The 17,404-nt window shown below is 67.1% G+C and carries 16 protein-coding genes, 1 tRNA gene and 1 pseudogene; 7 read left to right on the forward strand and 11 right to left on the reverse strand.

Going from position 1 to position 17,404, the window contains the following annotated elements:
• Positions 1-16: 16 nt before the first annotated feature.
• Complete coding sequence (tkt, locus tag CSEG_RS20575; protein WP_013081158.1) at positions 17-1,978, forward strand: transketolase; 1,962 nt, start codon at positions 17-19, stop codon at positions 1,976-1,978.
• A 19-nt stretch (positions 1,979-1,997) separates the two neighbouring features.
• On the opposite strand, the gene CSEG_RS20580 is transcribed toward tkt, so the two are convergent.
• On the reverse strand, positions 1,998-3,188 hold the full coding sequence (locus tag CSEG_RS20580) for a carbohydrate porin (protein ID WP_013081159.1): 1,191 nt from the start codon (positions 3,186-3,188) through the stop codon (positions 1,998-2,000).
• 187 nt (positions 3,189-3,375) lie between these two features.
• Positions 3,376-3,451 (reverse strand) — tRNA-Ala (locus CSEG_RS20585).
• Between the two features lie 113 nt (positions 3,452-3,564).
• Here CSEG_RS20585 and CSEG_RS20590 point away from each other — a divergent pair.
• The 3 genes from CSEG_RS20590 (at position 3,565) to CSEG_RS20600 (ending at position 6,077) form a co-directional block, all read left to right on the forward strand.
• Positions 3,565-3,879: a YggT family protein gene (locus CSEG_RS20590; protein WP_013081160.1), complete on the forward strand. Its 315-nt coding sequence runs from the start codon at positions 3,565-3,567 to the stop codon at positions 3,877-3,879.
• Complete coding sequence (locus CSEG_RS20595) at positions 3,872-4,156, forward strand: DUF167 domain-containing protein (protein ID WP_013081161.1); 285 nt, start codon at positions 3,872-3,874, stop codon at positions 4,154-4,156. The genes CSEG_RS20590 and CSEG_RS20595 overlap by 8 nt, the downstream gene beginning before the upstream one ends.
• Positions 4,157-4,322: 166 nt before the next feature.
• Positions 4,323-6,077, forward strand: a complete 1,755-nt coding sequence (locus tag CSEG_RS20600) for an ATP-binding protein (RefSeq protein WP_013081162.1) — start codon at positions 4,323-4,325, stop codon at positions 6,075-6,077.
• Here CSEG_RS20600 and CSEG_RS20605 read toward each other — a convergent pair.
• The 3 genes from CSEG_RS20605 to CSEG_RS20615 all read right to left on the reverse strand — a co-directional run bounded on the left by CSEG_RS20605 (position 6,074) and on the right by CSEG_RS20615 (position 8,702).
• Positions 6,074-6,505, reverse strand: a complete 432-nt coding sequence (locus tag CSEG_RS20605; protein ID WP_013081163.1) for a very short patch repair endonuclease — start codon at positions 6,503-6,505, stop codon at positions 6,074-6,076. The genes CSEG_RS20600 and CSEG_RS20605 overlap by 4 nt on opposite strands.
• 14 nt (positions 6,506-6,519) lie before the next feature.
• Entirely contained in the window at positions 6,520-7,506 is a 987-nt protein-coding gene (cysK, locus tag CSEG_RS20610) for a cysteine synthase A (protein ID WP_013081164.1), read from the reverse strand.
• Positions 7,507-7,577: 71 nt separating this feature from the next.
• Positions 7,578-8,702: a DNA cytosine methyltransferase gene (locus tag CSEG_RS20615; protein WP_013081165.1), complete on the reverse strand. Its 1,125-nt coding sequence runs from the start codon at positions 8,700-8,702 to the stop codon at positions 7,578-7,580.
• 107 nt (positions 8,703-8,809) lie between these two features.
• Between CSEG_RS20615 and CSEG_RS20620 the strand changes: the two genes are divergently transcribed.
• Positions 8,810-9,187 carry a COG3650 family protein gene (locus tag CSEG_RS20620; protein WP_227878869.1) on the forward strand — a complete coding sequence of 126 codons (378 nt, stop codon included), beginning with the start codon at positions 8,810-8,812 and terminating at the stop codon, positions 9,185-9,187.
• On the opposite strand, the gene CSEG_RS20625 is transcribed toward CSEG_RS20620, so the two are convergent.
• The 5 genes from CSEG_RS20625 to purU all read right to left on the reverse strand — a co-directional run bounded on the left by CSEG_RS20625 (position 9,184) and on the right by purU (position 14,404).
• On the reverse strand, positions 9,184-10,461 hold the full coding sequence (locus tag CSEG_RS20625) for a serine hydrolase domain-containing protein (protein ID WP_013081167.1): 1,278 nt from the start codon (positions 10,459-10,461) through the stop codon (positions 9,184-9,186). The two genes, CSEG_RS20620 and CSEG_RS20625, sit on opposite strands and share 4 nt — an antisense overlap.
• A gap of 88 nt (positions 10,462-10,549) precedes the next feature.
• The gene (gene rfbA, locus CSEG_RS20630; protein ID WP_013081168.1) at positions 10,550-11,422 is read right to left on the reverse strand and encodes a glucose-1-phosphate thymidylyltransferase RfbA; all 873 of its coding nucleotides are present in this window, start codon (positions 11,420-11,422) and stop codon (positions 10,550-10,552) included.
• Positions 11,423-11,540: 118 nt separating this feature from the next.
• A complete protein-coding gene (rfbD, locus tag CSEG_RS20635; RefSeq protein WP_013081169.1) occupies positions 11,541-12,410 on the reverse strand; it encodes a dTDP-4-dehydrorhamnose reductase in 870 nt (289 codons plus the stop codon).
• The gene (rfbB, locus tag CSEG_RS20640; RefSeq protein ID WP_013081170.1) at positions 12,410-13,477 is read right to left on the reverse strand and encodes a dTDP-glucose 4,6-dehydratase; all 1,068 of its coding nucleotides are present in this window, start codon (positions 13,475-13,477) and stop codon (positions 12,410-12,412) included. The genes rfbD and rfbB overlap by 1 nt, the downstream gene beginning before the upstream one ends.
• A gap of 84 nt (positions 13,478-13,561) precedes the next feature.
• Positions 13,562-14,404: a formyltetrahydrofolate deformylase gene (purU, locus tag CSEG_RS20645; protein ID WP_013081171.1), complete on the reverse strand. Its 843-nt coding sequence runs from the start codon at positions 14,402-14,404 to the stop codon at positions 13,562-13,564.
• A 190-nt stretch (positions 14,405-14,594) separates the two neighbouring features.
• On the opposite strand from purU, the pseudogene argE reads away from it, so the two are divergent.
• A pseudogene (gene argE / locus CSEG_RS20655) lies at positions 14,595-15,772 on the forward strand (acetylornithine deacetylase).
• A 9-nt stretch (positions 15,773-15,781) separates the two neighbouring features.
• On the opposite strand, the gene CSEG_RS20660 reads toward argE, so the two are convergent.
• Entirely contained in the window at positions 15,782-16,804 is a 1,023-nt protein-coding gene (locus CSEG_RS20660) for a glycosyltransferase family 2 protein (protein ID WP_013081172.1), read from the reverse strand.
• A gap of 36 nt (positions 16,805-16,840) precedes the next feature.
• On the opposite strand from CSEG_RS20660, the gene rfbC reads away from it, so the two are divergent.
• Positions 16,841-17,404, forward strand: coding sequence for a dTDP-4-dehydrorhamnose 3,5-epimerase (gene rfbC, locus CSEG_RS20665; protein ID WP_013081173.1), 564 nt, complete (start codon positions 16,841-16,843; stop codon positions 17,402-17,404).

Consider the following 17,404-nt stretch of genomic DNA (forward strand, 5'->3'; position numbering starts at 1 on the left):
ATAAGACGGAACTTCCATGCCCGTTTCGCCCATCAAGATGGCCGACGCGATCCGCGTCCTTTCCATGGACGCCGTGCACAAGGCCAAGTCCGGACACCAAGGCATGCCGATGGGCATGGCCGACGTGGCGACCGTGCTGTGGAGCAAGTTCCTGAAGTTCGACGCGAGCAAGCCCGACTGGGCCGACCGCGACCGCTTCGTGCTGTCGGCCGGCCACGGCTCGATGCTGCTCTATTCCCTGCTTCACCTGACCGGCTTCAAGGCCGTGACGATGAAGGAGATCGAGAACTTCCGTCAGTGGGGCTCGCTGACCCCCGGCCACCCGGAAGTCCATCACACCCCTGGCGTCGAGACCACCACCGGCCCGCTGGGCCAGGGCCTGGCCACCGCCGTCGGCATGGCGATGGCCGAAGCCCATCTGGCCGCGCGCTTTGGTCATGAGCTCGTCGACCACCGCACCTGGGTGATCGCCGGCGACGGCTGCCTGATGGAAGGCGTCAGCCACGAGGCGATCAGCATCGCCGGCCGCCTGCGCCTGAAGAAGCTGACGGTGCTGTTCGACGACAACAACACCACCATCGACGGTGAAGCCACGATCTCCGAGACCGGCGACCAGGTCGCCCGGTTCAAGGCGGCCGGCTGGGCCGTGAAGGTCGTCGACGGCCACGACCACGGCAAGATCGCCGCGGCCCTGCGCTGGGCCACCAAGCAGGACCGCCCGACCATGATCGCGTGCAAGACGCTGATCTCGAAGGGCGCGGGTCCCAAGGAAGGCGACCCCCACAGCCACGGCTACACCCTGTTCGACGACCAGATCAAAGCCGCCCGTGAAGCCATGGGCTGGGACGCCGCGCCGTTCACCATGCCCGACGACATCGCCAAGGCCTGGAAGAGCGTCGGCCGTCGCGGCGGCAAGGTCCGTAAGGCCTGGGAGGCCAAGCTGGCCGCCGCGATCAACGCCAGCGACTTCAAGCGCGCCATGGCGGGCGAGCTGCCGGCCAACGCCTTCGAGGCCCTGGACGCTCATATCGCCAAGGCCCTCGAGACCAAGCCCGTCAACGCCACGCGCGTGCACTCCGGCTCGGCCCTGGATCACTTGGTTCCGACGATCCCCGAGATGATCGGCGGCTCGGCCGACCTGACCGGCTCGAACAACACCCTGGTCAAGGGCATGGGCGCGTTCGACACGCCCGACTACAAGGGCCGCTACGTCCACTACGGCGTGCGCGAGTTCGGCATGGCCGCGGCCATGAACGGCATGTCGCTGCACGGTGGCGTGATCCCGTACTCGGGCACCTTCCTGGCGTTCGCCGACTACAGCCGCGCCGCCATCCGTCTGGGCGCGCTGATGGAAGCGCGCGTCATCCACGTGATGACCCACGACTCCATCGGCCTGGGCGAGGACGGCCCGACCCACCAGCCGGTCGAGCACGTGGCCTCCCTACGCGCCATTCCGAACCTGCTGGTCTTCCGCCCGGCCGACGCGGTGGAAGCCGCCGAGTGCTGGAAGGTCGCCCTGCAACAGACGCGCACACCGTCGGTGATGACCCTTTCGCGCCAGAAGACCCCGCACGTCCGCGCGCAAGGCGGCGACCTCTCCGCCAAGGGCGCCTATGAGCTGCTGGCGGCCGAGGGCGGCGAGGCGCAGGTGACGATCTTCGCCTCGGGCACCGAGGTCGGCGTCGCCGTCGCCGCGCGCGACATCCTGCAGGCCAAGGGCAAGCCGACCCGCGTCGTCTCAACCCCCTGCTGGGAGCTGTTCGACAAGCAGGACGCCGCCTACCAGGCGGCCGTCATCGGCAAGGCGCCGGTCCGCGTCGCCGTCGAGGCGGGCATTCGGATGGGCTGGGAGCGCTTCATCGGCGAGACCGGCAAGTTCGTCGGCATGAAGAGCTTCGGCGCCTCCGCGCCGTTCGAGGTGCTCTACCAGAAGTTCGGCATCACCGCCGAAGCCGTCGCCGAAGCGGCGCTGGCTTAAGGTCTAGGACGGGGTGGCGTCAAAACGCCACCCCGAACCGCACCGTGGCGACCAGGGCGTGGCCGACGCTGCTGTCTGCGCCGGGGTTTCGGACATATTGCAGGTCCGGCTGGATGGTGACGGGTCCGATCTTGTCGGAATAGGTGACTTCTATCGCGCTCTCCGCGCGCGTGAGGAGCTGACCTTCGTCCAGCGCGTTCGCGCGGAACTTGCCCGTGAGGAAAGCCTGGTTCACCCCGACCGAGAAGGCGCTGTCGGGGCGGCTTTCGAAAACGCGCTCGACCAGCAGACCAGCCTGCCAGCCGCCGCTGAAGGCCGTGGTGTCGCCATCGGAAAGACCCAGACGAGCAAAAGCGGTCGTCTTGCGTACCGCGTCCTCGCCTTCGCCCGTAAGCTGTCGCTCCAACAGGAGGTAGGCGCCTTGCGCCGTCCGAGAGGCTGGGAGACCGTCCGCGACGACGTCTCGAATATCCGGCTGCTTCTTGGTGTAGCGCCAAGCTCCGAAGGCGACCTTGCCACGCCCCCGCCAGCCCGCTTCGGCGATCGTCAGCAAGCCATTCTCGAACTCGGTGCAGACGCCGCCGGGATCGCCCAGAACACCGGAATGGGCGTTGATCGCCGCGGCCTGGACGTAGACGTGCTCGTTCGGCGTCCAGCTGCCGCGCACGGACAGGGCCGTCGATGGGAAGATGGAGGGGCCGTTCGGGCCGGTGGCCGCCAATTCCGAGCCGATGCCGAAAGCCGGCGCCAGCAGCAATCCCGCGCTGTCATTGGCGTAAAATTCGCTGTTGAGGTCGTAGAGGCCCACGAGCAACGAGCCCTTGTCGCCGAAGCTTTGCTCGACCCAGGCCTCGAACAGACGAGCTCTCTGGCGCGTCACTTCGATATTGTTGACGCCCTGCACCGTGCCGGCGTCATCGTTGGGCATGGCGCCGCTGTTGTTCAGCAAAAGCGCATGGGCCTTTGCGCCTTCCCAGCCAAACGCCTTGTCCAAGTCGATGTCGGCGCCGAATTGGAGATCGTCCAAGACGCGCCCCCGTTTGGCGAGACCTCCGCTAACCACGCCCGCGACATCGACAGTGTAACCGCCGCTGAGGGTGACGGCCTTGCTCGGGGTCTCGGCCGCGAACGCGCAAGCGCCCGCGAACGCGGCGCAAGCGGCGGAGAAGATCGCTCCGATCCGGAGCGCGATAGGGTGACGCTGATGCATTTGACCCTCGACGCCGATCTCGTGGACAGGCTCGAGAGGCTAGGCTTCGATGCCCACGATCCCGTTAACCAGGGCTGTGGCGCGTGGTCGCAGGTCACGGCGTCCAGAAGCTGAACCCGCGACGTACGAGGGCGCGGGCCTGAGTCTTCTCAGGCTCTCTCGAGAGTCACGCTTTCTGGGAGGTCCTTGGTGGAGCCGAGGGGAATCGAACCCCTGACCTCCTCATTGCGAACGAGGCGCTCTACCATCTGAGCTACGGCCCCAAGGAGCGGCGGAGATACGGCCCCTGAGCCGTCTCGTCAAGCGGGGTTGTAACAGCGCCTTGTCAGCATCGTTCCGGCGGGGCAAGAAGCTCAGGCGTCTAGACGGAAACCCCATGGCCCCGATCATCCATCTCGTCTTCTTCATCATCAACGCGCTGGTGGACCTCCTCTGGTGGGCCATCGTCATCTCGGCGATTCTGAGCTGGCTGTTCGCGTTCGAGGTCATCAACCGCCGCAACCAGTTCGTCTACAATGTCGCCACCGTTCTGGATCGCATCACCGACCCAGTCCTGCGTCCGTTCCGCCGGTTCATCCCGGCGATCGGCGGCGTCGATATCAGCCCGATCATCGTGCTTCTGCTGCTGCGCGGCGTTCAGCTGTTCATCCTGCCGGCGCTTGAAGCGGCCCTGATCGGTCCCTTTGGCTGAGATCCTGGCGATTCGGCTGACCCCGCGCGGCGGCCGCGATGCGGTGGAGGGCTGGGCGCTCGATCCCGAAGGCCGGCCCTATCTGAAGGTCCGGGTCGCCAGCCCGCCTGTCGATGGGGCCGCCAACGCGGCCCTGATCGCCTTCCTGGCCAAGTCACTGAAGATTCCGCGCTCAGCCGTCAGGCTCGCCTCAGGCGAAACGGCGCGGATCAAGCGCCTGGAAATCGACGACGTCGACCAGGCCGATTTCACCCGCGCCTTCGGGCCACGGCCATAGATACGCGGACGCACGATCGCCGCGCACCCAAGACGCGCCGACCCCGTTTTGGGTCAAGTCATTGATCAACCATATTTCTTTTCACACCCTCTTAGCCCTTCAGGCCTAAGCTCTCGCCGAGGCCTTCAGTCGGGCCCTCAGGGGAATGGCGCTGATGAGCGCGGCAATGGAGAGACGGCGGACCGCCCACGCGCTCGCTTCACGACGCGCGAACACCTCTCTGCGCCTGATCGCCGCCTTCGCGATCGCTCTGATCCTCGACGTCTTCATACATCTGCGTTGGGTATGGCTGTGGGCGGCGATCTACGCCTCCCTGCAGTTCGTGGAGCTCTGGGGCTGGAGGTGGGTCCGCGGGCGCTCGGAGCGGGCGCAGGCGCTGTGGCGACGTCTGACGATAACCGTCCTGCCCGTCCTGACCTCGACCGTCTTCGGCTTCCTCTCCTTGCCGCTGTTCGCGTCCCAGGCGCGTTTCGCTCCCACGTTGGGCGGCATGTTGCTGGCCGGGGCCCTGCTGAACGTGGTGGTGATCAACGGCAGCCAACGCGCGGCGATCATCTCGGCCTCGACCCCGTATGTCCTGTACCTCCTGATCGTTCCGCTTGTGGCCCGATCGGCCAATCCGGGGTCTCCCCTGGCCAACGCGCTCTGGTTCGGCGCCTTGCTGCTGATCGCGACCGTGACGATCGCGGCCCACACCCTGCATACCGCGCTGAGGGCCGAGGCCGAGGCCAAGGATGAGGCCGAACGGAGACGGCACGAAGCCGAGGAGGCCGTCGCCGCGAAGTCGGCCTTCGTGGCGATGATCAGTCACGAACTCCGCACACCGATCAGCGCCATCATGGCCGGCGCGACCCGCCTGCACAGTGAGGTTCCGGAGGCCAGTTCGAAAGTCCAGGCGCAGCTGATCGCCGACGCTGGCGGCCTGATGCGCGGCCTTCTGAACGACCTGCTGGACTTTTCGCGGCTGGAGGCCGGGCGGATGTCGGTCGAGAAGGCGCCCTTCAATCTGCGCCAGACGATCGCCGACACGGTGCGATTGTGGCGCCCCGAAGCGACCCGCAAAGGTCTGCGCCTGCGGGTCAAGGGCGCCGCTGCGCTGCCTCGCTGGGTCGCGGGCGACGCCATGCGTCTTCGGCAGGTCCTCAACAATCTGCTGTCGAACGCCCTGAAGTTCACCACGCGGGGCGAGATCACGGTCGCTCCGCGCGCCGAGATCGAAGGCTCCGTCGTCCTGCTGTCGATCGAGGTGATCGATACGGGTCCTGGCATACCCGAGGCCGCGCTTTCTCGGCTCTTTACGCCCTTCGAACAGCTCAGCGAAGCGATCGCCCGTCACCACGGAGGGTCTGGCCTTGGGCTCGTCATCAGCCGCGAGCTGGCGCGCCTGATGGGCGGCGATCTTTCCGCGAGCAGTCCGTCCGGCGGAGGCGCGCGCTTCACCATCACCGCCAGGCTTGAGATCGCCGAAGCGCCGGCGGATGCGCCGCAATCGCCGCTGATCGCGGACCTGCGGGTGCTGGTGGTGGACGACCATCTCGTCAATCGTCGCGCGCTTGAACTGGTGCTTGAGCCGCTTGGCGTCCGAGCGACGCTGGCGGAGTCCGCCGAACAGGCCCTGGAGCTGTTGCAGTCCGAGGTTTTCGACGTGGTTTTGATGGACGTCTACATGCCAGGCATGGACGGCCGCGCCGCCACTCAGCGCCTACGCGCAAGCGGCGGGCCGAACCAAGACGTGCCCGTGATCGCCGTCACCGCCTCGGCGAACCCCAAGGATTGGGAGACGTGCGCCGCCGCGGGGATGAACGATCACGTCTCCAAGCCGATCGATCCCTTCGAGCTCTATTCCGCCCTGGCCCGCGTGACGTCGGAAGGCGCTTCGGGATCGCGCCCGCCAGAAGCCGAGGCTCGATCCAGCGGTTAGGGGGCGGAGTCCCTGGAGGTCAGCGCGAGCCGGCTGGCCAGGCGATCAGCAAGGCCAGCCTCGTCCTTCAACTCACATTCCCAGATGGTCTCCACGGCCCAGCCTTCGGCGCCCAAGGCCGCCGCGGCCTTCTCGTCGCGCGCCGTGTTACGGGCGACCTTGGCCAGCCAGTAGTCGCGATTGGCCTTGGGGACACGAGCGCCCCGCGCGCAGTCGTGGCCGTGCCAGAAGCAGCCGTGGACGAAGATGGCCAGCTTGCGACCCGGCAGGACGATGTCGGGACTGCCGGGCAGGTCCTTCCGATGCAGACGATAGCGGGCGCCCAGGCGGGTGAGCATCCGGCGCACCGCCATTTCCGGCGATGTGTCCTTACTCCCGACCCGCGCCATGACGGCGGAGCGCTTTTCCTTGTCGTAGACGTCGGTCAAGCGCCCGCCGGCTCCTAGAGCCCGTCGAACAGCGCGGTCGACAGGTAGCGTTCGGCGAAGCTGGGAATGATCGTGACGATCGTCTTGCCCTTGTACTCGTCGCGCAAGGCCAGATCGAACGCCGCCACCAGCGCCGCGCCCGAGCTGATGCCGACAGGCAGACCTTCGACGGCCGCCGCGCGGCGGGCCATGGCGAAGGCGTCGTCATTGCTGACCTGGACGATGTCGTCGATCACGCCGCGATCCAGCACGCCCGGCACGAAGCCCGCGCCAATGCCCTGGATCTTGTGTGGGCCCGGCGCGCCGCCCGACAGCACCGGCGAGGCCTCAGGTTCGACCGCCACCATCTTCAGCGACGGCTTGCGGGCCTTCAGCACTTGGCCGACGCCAGTGATGGTGCCGCCCGTGCCGACTCCCGAGACCACCGCGTCCACCGCCCCGGCGGTGTCGTTCCAGATCTCTTCGGCCGTCGAAACCCGGTGGATCAGCGGATTGGCGCTGTTTTCGAACTGCTGGGGCATGACCGCGCCGGGCGTGGCTTCGATGAGTTCCTGGGCCCGGGCGACCGCGCCGCGCATGCCCTTCTCGGCCGGAGTCAGCTCCAGCTTGGCGCCCAGCAGCAGCAGCATCTTGCGGCGCTCGATCGACATGCTTTCCGGCATGACGAGCGTCAGCTTGTAGCCCTTGGCCGCCGCCACGAAGGCCAGGGCGATGCCGGTATTGCCGCTGGTGGGTTCGACGATCGTGGAGCCGGGCTTCAGGATGCCCTGGGCCTCGAGCGACTCGATCATCGAGACGCCGATCCGGTCCTTGACCGAGGAGATCGGGTTGAAGAATTCCAGCTTGGCGAGGACTTCGCCCTTGGGCTTCAGCTCGGCCGACAGACGGGGCAGGCGCACGAGCGGCGTGTCGCCGATCGTATCGATGATCGAGTCGTAGACCTTGCCGCGCCCCGCGCGCTTGAAGCGGGCGGCGTCATAGAGGGAGGAAGCGTCGTCCATCGGAACACCTCGGAGACTTGGGTTGCGGGAAGCGGCGCACCCTAGCCCCCTATCCCCCGACTGTCAGGAGGTCATTCGGCGGCAAGGCTTGCAGTTTTGCTATAGACGAGCGGCTCCAGAAGCGTTTCGGCGAGCCACCGCACCGCCGGAACCGCGACCCCGTCGCCGACCACCTGCAGGCCCGATGTCTGTGACGCCGGGAGCTGGTAGCTGTCGGGCAAGCCCATCAGGCGAGCGCCTTCGCGCGGGGTCAGGAGACGCGACCGGACCCGGCCTTCGTCGATCACCAGCAAGGTCTGCCGGGACGAACCGCCCCGCGGCGTGCGCAGGCATCCGGCCAGGCCATCGAACCGCACCTCGGCGCGCTGCTGGCCGCCGCGCATCCGCCTAAAGACCGCGCCCACCGAACGACCGCCCGCCTGGATCCTCGCCTCGACCGCCTGGCGATGCGACAAGGCCATCAGAGCCAGCAAGGCCTCGGTCCGTTCCGGCGGATTCCAGGTCACGGCGGTGTCAGGCTCCAGCATGGCCGCAAGATCGGTGTTGCGCGCCGGAGGCGAAGGAACGCCCCACCAGATCCAGTGCGCCTTCAGATCTTCGGGCAGCCGCGCGGCCGCTTCTCGGATGGCGCGGCTGTGGAAGCCGCTCGCGCCCTCCAGCCCCGCCGTCGGCAGGCGCGTGGCGATCACGAAAACCCGAGGGCGCGACTGGGGGACGAAGGCCGACGCGTCGATCTCGACCGCGCCAAAGCGATAGCCTTCCTGGCTCAGCGCGCCGCACAGGGCGTTGAAGTCATCGCCGTGATGCGAGGTCAGAAGTCCGACGACGTTCTCGATGACGATCACGGGCGGCGCCCGCTCCTCGGCCGACATCGCCTTCATCAAGGTCCAGAAACCGAAGAAGGCCGAGGACTTGCCGCCGGCGAGGCCCGCCCGGGCGCCGGCGAGGCTGAAGTCCTGGCAAGGGCTGGAGGCCCAAGCCAGATCCGCCGTCGGCAAGGTCTCGGCGGAGAGCGCGAAGACGTCACCTTGCTGGAAATGCCCCTCGTCGGCGCCGAAGTTGGCGCGGTAGGTCGCGGCCTTCACCGGATCGAAGTCGTTGGCGAAAGCGCAGGTCCAGCCATTCCCCAGGCCGATGCGGGCCATGCCGCCGCCAGCGAAGAACTCCAGAAAGGTGGGGCGCGGGTTTCGATTCATCGTCAGGGAGTCTAGCCTCACAAGGCCCGAAGGGGGATAGCCAAGACATGCGCGCCGCCGCCCCTATCATCGCCGCCCTGTTGATAACCGCGTGTGGGCCCTCGCCCATGGGATCCCCAGCGACGCAAGCCCCGCCCGCGGACGCCCCGACCGCCGTCGCCCCGGACTATGCTGGCGACTTCGACGCCTTGGGGACCGAGCCGTTCTGGAGCGTGAAGGTCCGAAGCGCGGGCTTGATCGTTTCGCGGCCTGATCACCAAGACATCGCCACGACCGGAACGACGCTGGAGGTGATGGGCGAAGAGGCCTTGTTCCGCGCCCGGACAGACGGGCAAGACTTCAGCCTGCGCCTGACGCCGGGAGAATGCTCCGACGGCATGTCCGACCGGCGTTACGACTACCTCGCCGAGGCCCGGATAGACGGTCTAATCCTGAAAGGCTGCGCGTCGCGGCCGCGGGACCTGGCGACCCAGCCCAGGCCCTAGTCGCCCTTGGGGCCCCTATAGTCGGCGCCATACACCGCCGCGCGCAGATCGCGGTGCAAGGTGGCGTCGAAGGGATAGGTCTGCACGAAGAAGACGGCGGTCAACCTGTTGACTGGATCGACCCAGAACAGCGTGCTGTCACGCCCATCCCAGAAGAATTCCCCCACCGCGCCACGGCTTTCCTCGGGCGTCTGCGGTTGCTTCACACGCACGGCGAAGTCGAAGCCGAATCCGACCGAGCCCTTGCTGGGCAGCCACCACCGGTCGGTGACGCGCGGATCCAGATGGTCCGTCGCCATCAGGCGCACGGTCGAGGGGTTGAGGATCCTCACGCCATCCAGAGAACCTTCGCCCAGCAGCATGCGCGAGAAGCGCGCATAGTCGTCGATCGAGGCGACAAGCCCCGCTCCGCCCATCGTCATGCGACGCGCGGGGTCGAAGTTCATCCGCCGGGTTTCGACGGGACTTTCCTTGGCGAGCTTGCCGTCGGCCCCTTTGTTGTAGACGGCGGCCAGACGCGGGAAGACGGACTCCGGCTGCGTCCAGGCGGTCTCCTTCATGCCCAGCGGATCGAGAATGTGCGCCTTCGCATAGGCCTCGAACGGCTGGCCGGAGAGTTTCTCGACGAGCAGCGCCTGGACATCCACGGCGGCGCTGTAGCTCCAACGCTCGCCCGGATCGTAGAGCAGCGGAACCTTGGCGAGACGGCGGCCGAACTCGCTCAGGTCATTCTGAAGGCTCAAGGGATCGGCGGCCTTGAAAGCCGCGTCGGCCGCCGTGTCACGCATGCCGTACGAGAAGCCGGCCGTATGGCGCAGAATGTCCCGGATGAGGATCGGCCGCGCCGGCGGGCGCACGCCGCCCTGGCCGTCGAGCACCTTGATGTCCGCGAATTCGGGAAGATAGCGCGACAGCGGGTCGTCCAGGCCGAACTTGCCCTGCTCCCACAGCTGCATCAGAGCCACGCCCGTGACCGGCTTGGTCATCGAGAAGATCTGCACCAGCGTATCGCGGCGCATCGGCTTGCCCGCCTCGCGGTCGGCCATGCCCGCGGTTCCGAAATAGCGCTCGCGGCCGCCCTGCCAGACCAGGGCTGAAACGCCCACGGCTCTTCCGCTCTCGATCATGGCCTTGAGCGCGGCGTCGATGCGCGCCCTGTCGATCGTCACCGCGGAGGTCTGGGCCGCCGCCGGAGCCTGGCGCGCCAAGGCCGGCGCCGCCGGAGCGGCCAGCAAGGCGGCCGCCATGGCGACATGGATCATCTTTCTGGACACGAGACCTCCCGGCGGACCTTGTTATCGGCGCGGACTGTCGCCGACGCCGAAGCCGTTTTCCAGCGGGTCGAGGTCGTAGATGCGGGGATCAGCCTTGAGAGGCGATCATCTTCAGATACGCGCCGTAGGGCGAATTCTTCAGGTCATGGGCCAGGCCCAGCAATTGTTCGCTCGAAATCCAGCCGTTCTGGTGCGCGACCTCTTCAACGCATCCGATCTTCAGGCCCTGGCGGTGCTCCAAGGTGCGGACGAACTCCGAGGCCTCCAGCAGGCTGTCATGGGTGCCCGTGTCGAGCCAGGCGAAGCCGCGCCCCATGCGTTCGACCGACAGGTCGCCGGCCTCCAGATAGAGGCGATTGATGTCGGTGATCTCGAGCTCGCCCCGCGCGGAGGGCTTCAGGTCGCGCGCGAAGTCCACGACGCGGTTGTCGTACATGTAGAGGCCGGTGACCGCCCAGTTCGAGCGCGGCGTCTGGGGCTTTTCCTCGATAGAGATCGCCTTGCCTTCGGAATCGAACTCGACGACGCCGTAGCGTTGCGGGTCGTTGACGAAATAGGCGAAGACGCTGGCGCCCGTCTTCGAGCGCTCTTTGGCGCCCTGCAGGATCCGGCCCAGGCCCGCGCCGTAGAACAGGTTGTCGCCCAGCACGAGGACGCTCGGCTCGTTGCCGACGAAATCAGCGCCAATGCGGTAGGCTTCGGCCAACCCATTGGGGTTCGCCTGCTCGGCGTAACTGATGTTGATCCCCCACCGGGCGCCGTCGCCCAGCAATCCTTCGAACAGGGGTAGGTCGCGCGGGGTCGAGATGATCAGGACGTCGCGTACGCCGGCCATCATCAGGACCGACAACGGATAGTAGATCATCGGCTTGTCGAAGACCGGCAGCAGTTGCTTGCTGATCGCCAAGGTCACCGGGTGAAGGCGCGTGCCCGACCCGCCGGCGAGGATGATACCCTTCATTACGTCTTCTTCTTCAGTCCTGACGGTCGAACCTAGAGCGGAATTCCGCGAAACGTGAACCCTTTCGCGCGGAGGCCGGTGGTTCAACGTGATGATCGTGGAGGATTTGAGGCGCGGTTCAGATGCGCCCCTTGGCGCGGAGATAGCGGTCGAGCGCGTCTGTCCAGTGCGGCGTCGAACGGCCGATGGCCGTGCTCAACTTGGCGTTGGAGAGCGCGCTGTAGGGCGGTCGCCTGGCCGGCGTGGGGAAATCGCTCGTCGGGATGGGCGCGACCTCAGCGGCGATCCCCGCCCGCTCGATGATCCGCGCGGCGAAATCCCACCAGCTGGCGGCGCCGGAATTGACGACGTGGTAGTCGCCGGCGGGCGCTTCGGCGGCGATCAGGTCCAAGATCGCCTCGCCGGCGTCCCACGAGCCGGTCGGCGACATCATCTGGTCGGCAACGACGGTCAGGCGACCCCGCTCCTGGCCCAGCCTCAGCATGGTCTCGACGAAGTTGCCGCCCTTGCCGCTGGCGCCGGCCACGCCGAACAGCGAGGCCACGCGGGCGACGATCACGTCGTCGTGCTCCAGGCGCGCGAGGTCCTCTCCAAGCGCCTTGGTCGCGCCGTACACATTGACCGGGGCGCGGCCGATCTCTTCGGACAGGGGCTCGCGCTGGGCTTGTCCGCCATAGACGTAGTCGGTCGAGACCTGCACGAGCCGCGCGCCCCGGGCGGCGCAGGCCCTGGCCAAGCGGCCCGCGAAGTGAGCGTTGATCGCAACGGCGGGCGCCGGATCCTTCTCGCAGTCGTCGACGCGGGTGACGGCGACGCAATTGATGGCGACGTCGAACGCTAGGCCATCGAAGCTTGGAGTCGGATCGCTCGCGTCGAGCTGAGCGCGCGTCACCGGCACGAGATCGAGACCCCGCTGCGCCGCCAGCGTAGAGATGTCCGAACCGAGCTGGCCGTTGGCCCCGAACAGGGCGATGCGCGGGCCGGCCATCAGGCGGTCTTCAGGCCCAGGCGCTGGCCGGCGTAGCGTTCGCGCAGCGGCGCCCACCAGGCCTCGTTGTCGAGGTACCACTGGACCGTCTTGCGCAGGCCGGTCTCGAAGGTCTCCTGGGCCTTCCAGCCCAGCTCGGCCTCCAACTTGGTGGCGTCGATGGCGTAGCGGGCGTCGTGGCCCGGCCGGTCGGCGACGAAGGTGATCAGCTCGCGGCGCGTGCGGCCCTGCAGAGGGCGCAGTTCGTCCAGCACGTCGCAGATCGCCTCGACCACCTGCAGGTTGGTGCGCTCGTTGCGGCCGCCGACATTGTAGCTTTCGCCGGGAACGCCCCTGGTCGCGATCAGATGCAGGGCCCGGGCGTGGTCCTCCACGTGCAGCCAGTCGCGGACGTTGTCGCCCTTGCCGTAGACGGGCAGCGGCTTGCCCTCCAAGGCGTTCAGCGTGACCAGCGGGATCAGCTTCTCGGGGAAGTGATAGGGCCCGTAGTTGTTCGAGCAGTTCGAGACCACCACCGGCAGGCCGTAGGTGTGATGCCAGGCGCGGGCCAGATGATCGGACGAGGCCTTCGAGGCCGAATAGGGCGAGCGCGGGTCGTAGGGCGTCGTCTCGCTGAATAGGCCCTCGGGGCCGAGGCTGCCGAACACCTCATCGGTCGAGATGTGATGGAAGCGGAAGGCCTCTTTCTCAGCGCCTTCCAGGGCGCGCCAATGCTCAAGCGCCGCCTGAAGCATGACGTATGTGCCGACGATGTTGGTCTGGATGAACTCGCCGGGCCCGGTGATCGAGCGGTCGACGTGACTCTCAGCGGCCAGGTGCATGATGACGTTTGGGCGGAACGCCTGGATCGCGCGCGACACAGCTTCGGCGTTGGCGACGTCGCCCTGGACGAACTGGTAGTCGGCCTTGCCTTCCAGCATGGCCAGGCTGGCGGGCGAGGCGGCGTAGGTCAGCTTGTCGAAGTTGAGGATCGCGACATCGTTCTGGCCGGCGAGGTGACGGCACACGGCCGAGCCGATGAAGCCGGACCCGCCGGTCACCATCACACGGAGATTCTGTTGCGGCATGCGCTGGAAGCCTCGGCCTTCGAAGTGGAAGCCCCGTACTCCAGTTTTTAGTGTACTTGCAACTGTCGAGGCCGACGGGAGGCGCTAGTCCGTGAAGACGACCGTCTTGCGGCCGTTCAGCAAAACGCGGTCTTCGAGGCGGTAGCGCAAGGCCCGCGCCAGCACGCGGCGTTCGATATCGCGGCCCTTGCGGACCAAGTCTTCGGGCGTATCGCGGTGGCTGATGCGCTCGACGTCCTGCTCGATGATCGGCCCTTCGTCGAGGTCGCCGGTGACATAGTGGGCGCTGGCCCCGATCAGCTTCACGCCCCGCGCGTGGGCCTGATGATAGGGCTTGGCGCCCTTGAAGCCCGGCAGGAACGAGTGGTGGATATTGATGCATCGGCCCTGCAGCTTGGCCGACAGGCCGTCAGACAGAACCTGCATGTAGCGCGCCAGCACGACGATTTCGGTCTGGGTTTCCTGGATGAGCTTCCAGAGTTCTGCCTCCTGCTCGAACTTGGTCTCCTTGGTCACCGGCAGATGATGGAAGGGCAGGTCCGACAGGTCGATGTGAGCGTAGGTCTCGGCGGGGTGGTTGGACACCACGCCGGTGATGTCCATCGGCAGCTCGCCGATGCGCCAACGGTAGACAAGGTCGGCGAGGCAGTGGTCGAACTTGCTGGCCAGCAGCAGCACGCGATAGCGCTCGGCGCGGTCACGCAGGGTCCACTTCATGGCCAGGGTGGAGGCGAGCGTCCCGAACGCATCACGGAGCGCCGCGCGATCGGCGCCGTCGGCGTCGAACACCACGCGCATGAAGAACTGACCGGTCTCTTGGTCGTCGAACTGCTGGGCGTCCAGGATGTTGCAGCCGCGCTCGTAGAGGAAAGCGGACACCTTGGCGACGATGCCACGCTGGTCGGGGCAGGAGAGGGTCAGGATCATGGTTCGCTCCCTCTAGAGAACCGCGACCGTCAAGAAAAGCCCGCAGTCACGACGCCAGAGCATGAAATCGCTCGCCATAGCGCCCGGCTGGCGGGCGGCGCGCACGCTCATGCCCCTCCAAAGACCAATGAATGGCGACAGGGCCGAGTCGGGTAGGCGTCGCGGGGGGAACGGGTCTAGGCTCGCCCCCATGATCTCCTCTTCCGAAGTCCTATCCGACCGCGCGATCGAGATTCTGGCCCAGTTGGTGGCCTTCGACACCACCTCGCGGCGCTCCAATCTTGAGCTGATCCAGTGGGTCGAGGCCTACCTCGCCGATCTGGGCGTGCCCTCGCGGCGCGTGCCAAGCGCCGATGGGATGAAGTCGAACCTGATGGCCATGATCGGCCCGGCCGTCGAGGGCGGGATCGTGCTGTCCGGTCACACCGACGTCGTGCCGGTCGACGGTCAGCCCTGGTCCAGCGATCCCTGGACGCTGACCGAGCGCGACGGACGCCTCTACGGCCGCGGGACCTGCGACATGAAGGGGTTCCTGGCGCTCGCGCTGGCGGCCGCGCCCGATCTCGCCAAGGCTACGCTGAGCAAACCGGTGCATCTCGCCTTCTCCTATGACGAGGAAGTCGGCTGCCTCGGGGCGCCGGACATGATCGATGTTATCGCTCGGGACGTTCCCCGCCCGGCGCTCGTCGTGGTCGGCGAACCAACGGACATGGTCGCCGTACGGGCCCACAAGGGCATCGCCAGCTTCATCGTCACCGTCACCGGCCGCGAGGCCCACTCCAGCCTGACGCACCTCGGCGTCTCGGCGAACATGGCCGCCATCAAGCTGATGGGCATGCTGGTCGAGCTCTCCGAGCGTCTGGAACGCGAGGCTGATCCCAATTCGCCGTTCACGCCCAAGGGCGCGACGCTGACGATCGGCCAGGTCCATGGCGGCACGGCCGTCAATATCCTGGCGCGGGAGTGCGTCTTCGTCTTCGACCTGCGTACGCCGGCGGGCACGGACCCCGAGGCCTTGCTGGCCGACTTCTTCAAAGCCGCACAGGCCATGGACGCCGAGATCAAGGCCAAGGCGCCCGAGGGCGGCGTGAAGATCGAGCGCCGCTCGCTGACCCCGGCCTTCGCGCCGGAAGAGGACGGTGTCGCCGAGGCCTTCGCTCGCAAGCTGGCCGGCGATAACGGCCCCGCGCGCGCGCCGTGCCCTACGCCGCCGAGGCCGGGCAGTTCCAAGGCGCGGGCTTTTCGACCGTGATCTGCGGCCCCGGCTCGATTGATCAGGCTCACCAGCCGGACGAATATGTCGAGATCAGCCAGATGCAGCGCGGCGCGGCCTTCATGCGGCGGCTGATCGAAGACCTTTCCGTTTAAGGGCCCTTTTTAGAGTCCTCTGGCCTTTCGGATCACAAACCGCCGGCCGACGAAGGCCGCCGGATCGATCGACATGACCCGCAGGATCGCAGTCGGAGACGCTTTCCGTTTGGCCTGGATCGCGCGGCGATCAGCCATGACGGCGTCGAGATCGTCACGCTTCAACGCCGCCTTGATCCCACGGACCGCCGGCCCGACGTCGCCGCGCCGCCAATGCAGCAGCAGAAGTCCCGCCGTCACCGCCACGTGCAACGGCAGGGTGACCGGGAACAGCCAGCCCGGCGTGTTCTTCAGGAAGGTCCAGACGCGATTGCGCGAGCCGTGAAAGATGGCGAAGTCGGACCGGACGCCCGTGCTGGCCGAGCCGACGTGGGCCACTCGGGCTTTCGGTAGAAGCAGCGTGGGCTCGCCTAGAAGCCGCAGGCGATAGCCCAGGTCGACGTCCTCGCAGTAGCAGAAGTAGCGCTCGTCGAAGCCGCCAACGTCCAGGAACAGCTGGCGATCGATCAGCATCGCCGCGCCGCAGGCCGAGAACACCTCGCCCTCCGGCAAGGCGGCCGGCGCCTTGCGGCCATAGCCGCCCCGGAATGGAATCCCCGCGCTGGTCAGGTTGTCGCCGGCGCCGTCCAGCAGGCCGGGCCGGTCGGCGGACAGCTGCAGCGAGGCGAAACTCTTCACCGCCGGATGGCGACCGACGCCGGCCATCAGCTCCGCCAGCCAGTCGGGTTCGGGATAGGCGTCCGGGTTCAGCAGGACCAGCCACCGCCCCCCGGCCCGACGGGCCGCGAGATTGTTGCCAACCGCGAAACCGAGATTGGCGCCCGCCTCGACGAAATCGACCCACGGATAGGCCTTCGCCGCCGCCTGCGGCGCGCCGTCGGTGGAGGCGTTGTCGATCAGGATCGTCTCGAAATCGCGGAAGGTCTGGCTTTCCAGTCGCGACAGGCACTCGGCCAGGGTAGGGCCGCTCTGGTAGGAGACGATCACCACGGTCACCGCCGGGGCCTTGTCTTCGGTCGTTTCAGGCGGCATCGGTGGCCGATCGTTTCTCAAATCAAAGTACGCGTCATGAAGATCACGCCGCTGGCGATCCCCGAAGTGCTGCTTATCACGCCCGCGCGCCATGGCGATGAGCGCGGCTGGTTTTCCGAGACTTTCCGCCAGTCCGCGCTGGAGGAAGCCGGTTTCAAGGCGGCCTTCGTCCAGGACAACCATGTCCGCTCGACGACGCGCGGCATCCAGCGCGGTCTCCATTACCAGAAGCCGCCGCACGCCCAGGACAAGCTGCTACGCTGCGTGGTCGGCGCGATCTTCGACGTGGCGGTCGACATCCGAAAAGGGTCGCCGACCTATGGCCAGTGGGTGGGCGCGGAGCTCTCGGCCGAGAACCGCCAGCAGTTGCTGGTGCCCAAGGGCTTCGCCCACGGCTACGTCACCCTGACCGACGCCTGCGAGGTGCTCTACAAAGTCACCGACTACTACGCGCCCCAGGCCGAAGGCGCGGTGCGCTGGAGCGATCCGGCGGTCGGAATCGACTGGCCGATCCCGGCTTCGGAGATTACGGCCAACGACCGCGACAACGCCGCGCCGCTGCTGGCCGAGATCGACTCACCGTTCGTCTACGAGGACTGA

The organism is Caulobacter segnis ATCC 21756 (assembly GCF_000092285.1).
Taxonomy (GTDB): domain Bacteria; phylum Pseudomonadota; class Alphaproteobacteria; order Caulobacterales; family Caulobacteraceae; genus Caulobacter; species Caulobacter segnis.

What these genes read in the sequence shown, in the direction of transcription:
- CSEG_RS20590 (WP_013081160.1), top strand. Translation starts at nt 3,565, where the DNA reads ATGGCCCCGATCATCCATCTCGTCTTCTTCATCATCAACGCGCTGGTG.
- rfbD (WP_013081169.1), bottom strand. Translation starts at nt 12,410, where the DNA reads ATGGCCGGCCCGCGCATCGCCCTGTTCGGGGCCAACGGCCAGCTCGGT.
- purU (WP_013081171.1), bottom strand. Translation starts at nt 14,404, where the DNA reads ATGATCCTGACCCTCTCCTGCCCCGACCAGCGTGGCATCGTCGCCAAG.
- CSEG_RS20660 (WP_013081172.1), bottom strand. Translation starts at nt 16,804, where the DNA reads ATGCCGCCTGAAACGACCGAAGACAAGGCCCCGGCGGTGACCGTGGTG.
- CSEG_RS20620 (WP_227878869.1), top strand. Translation starts at nt 8,810, where the DNA reads ATGGGATCCCCAGCGACGCAAGCCCCGCCCGCGGACGCCCCGACCGCC.
- rfbA (WP_013081168.1), bottom strand. Translation starts at nt 11,422, where the DNA reads ATGAAGGGTATCATCCTCGCCGGCGGGTCGGGCACGCGCCTTCACCCG.
- CSEG_RS20615 (WP_013081165.1), bottom strand. Translation starts at nt 8,702, where the DNA reads ATGAATCGAAACCCGCGCCCCACCTTTCTGGAGTTCTTCGCTGGCGGC.
- cysK (WP_013081164.1), bottom strand. Translation starts at nt 7,506, where the DNA reads ATGGACGACGCTTCCTCCCTCTATGACGCCGCCCGCTTCAAGCGCGCG.
- rfbB (WP_013081170.1), bottom strand. Translation starts at nt 13,477, where the DNA reads ATGCCGCAACAGAATCTCCGTGTGATGGTGACCGGCGGGTCCGGCTTC.
- CSEG_RS20600 (WP_013081162.1), top strand. Translation starts at nt 4,323, where the DNA reads ATGGAGAGACGGCGGACCGCCCACGCGCTCGCTTCACGACGCGCGAAC.
- rfbC (WP_013081173.1), top strand. Translation starts at nt 16,841, where the DNA reads ATGAAGATCACGCCGCTGGCGATCCCCGAAGTGCTGCTTATCACGCCC.
- tkt (WP_013081158.1), top strand. Translation starts at nt 17, where the DNA reads ATGCCCGTTTCGCCCATCAAGATGGCCGACGCGATCCGCGTCCTTTCC.
- CSEG_RS20580 (WP_013081159.1), bottom strand. Translation starts at nt 3,188, where the DNA reads ATGCATCAGCGTCACCCTATCGCGCTCCGGATCGGAGCGATCTTCTCC.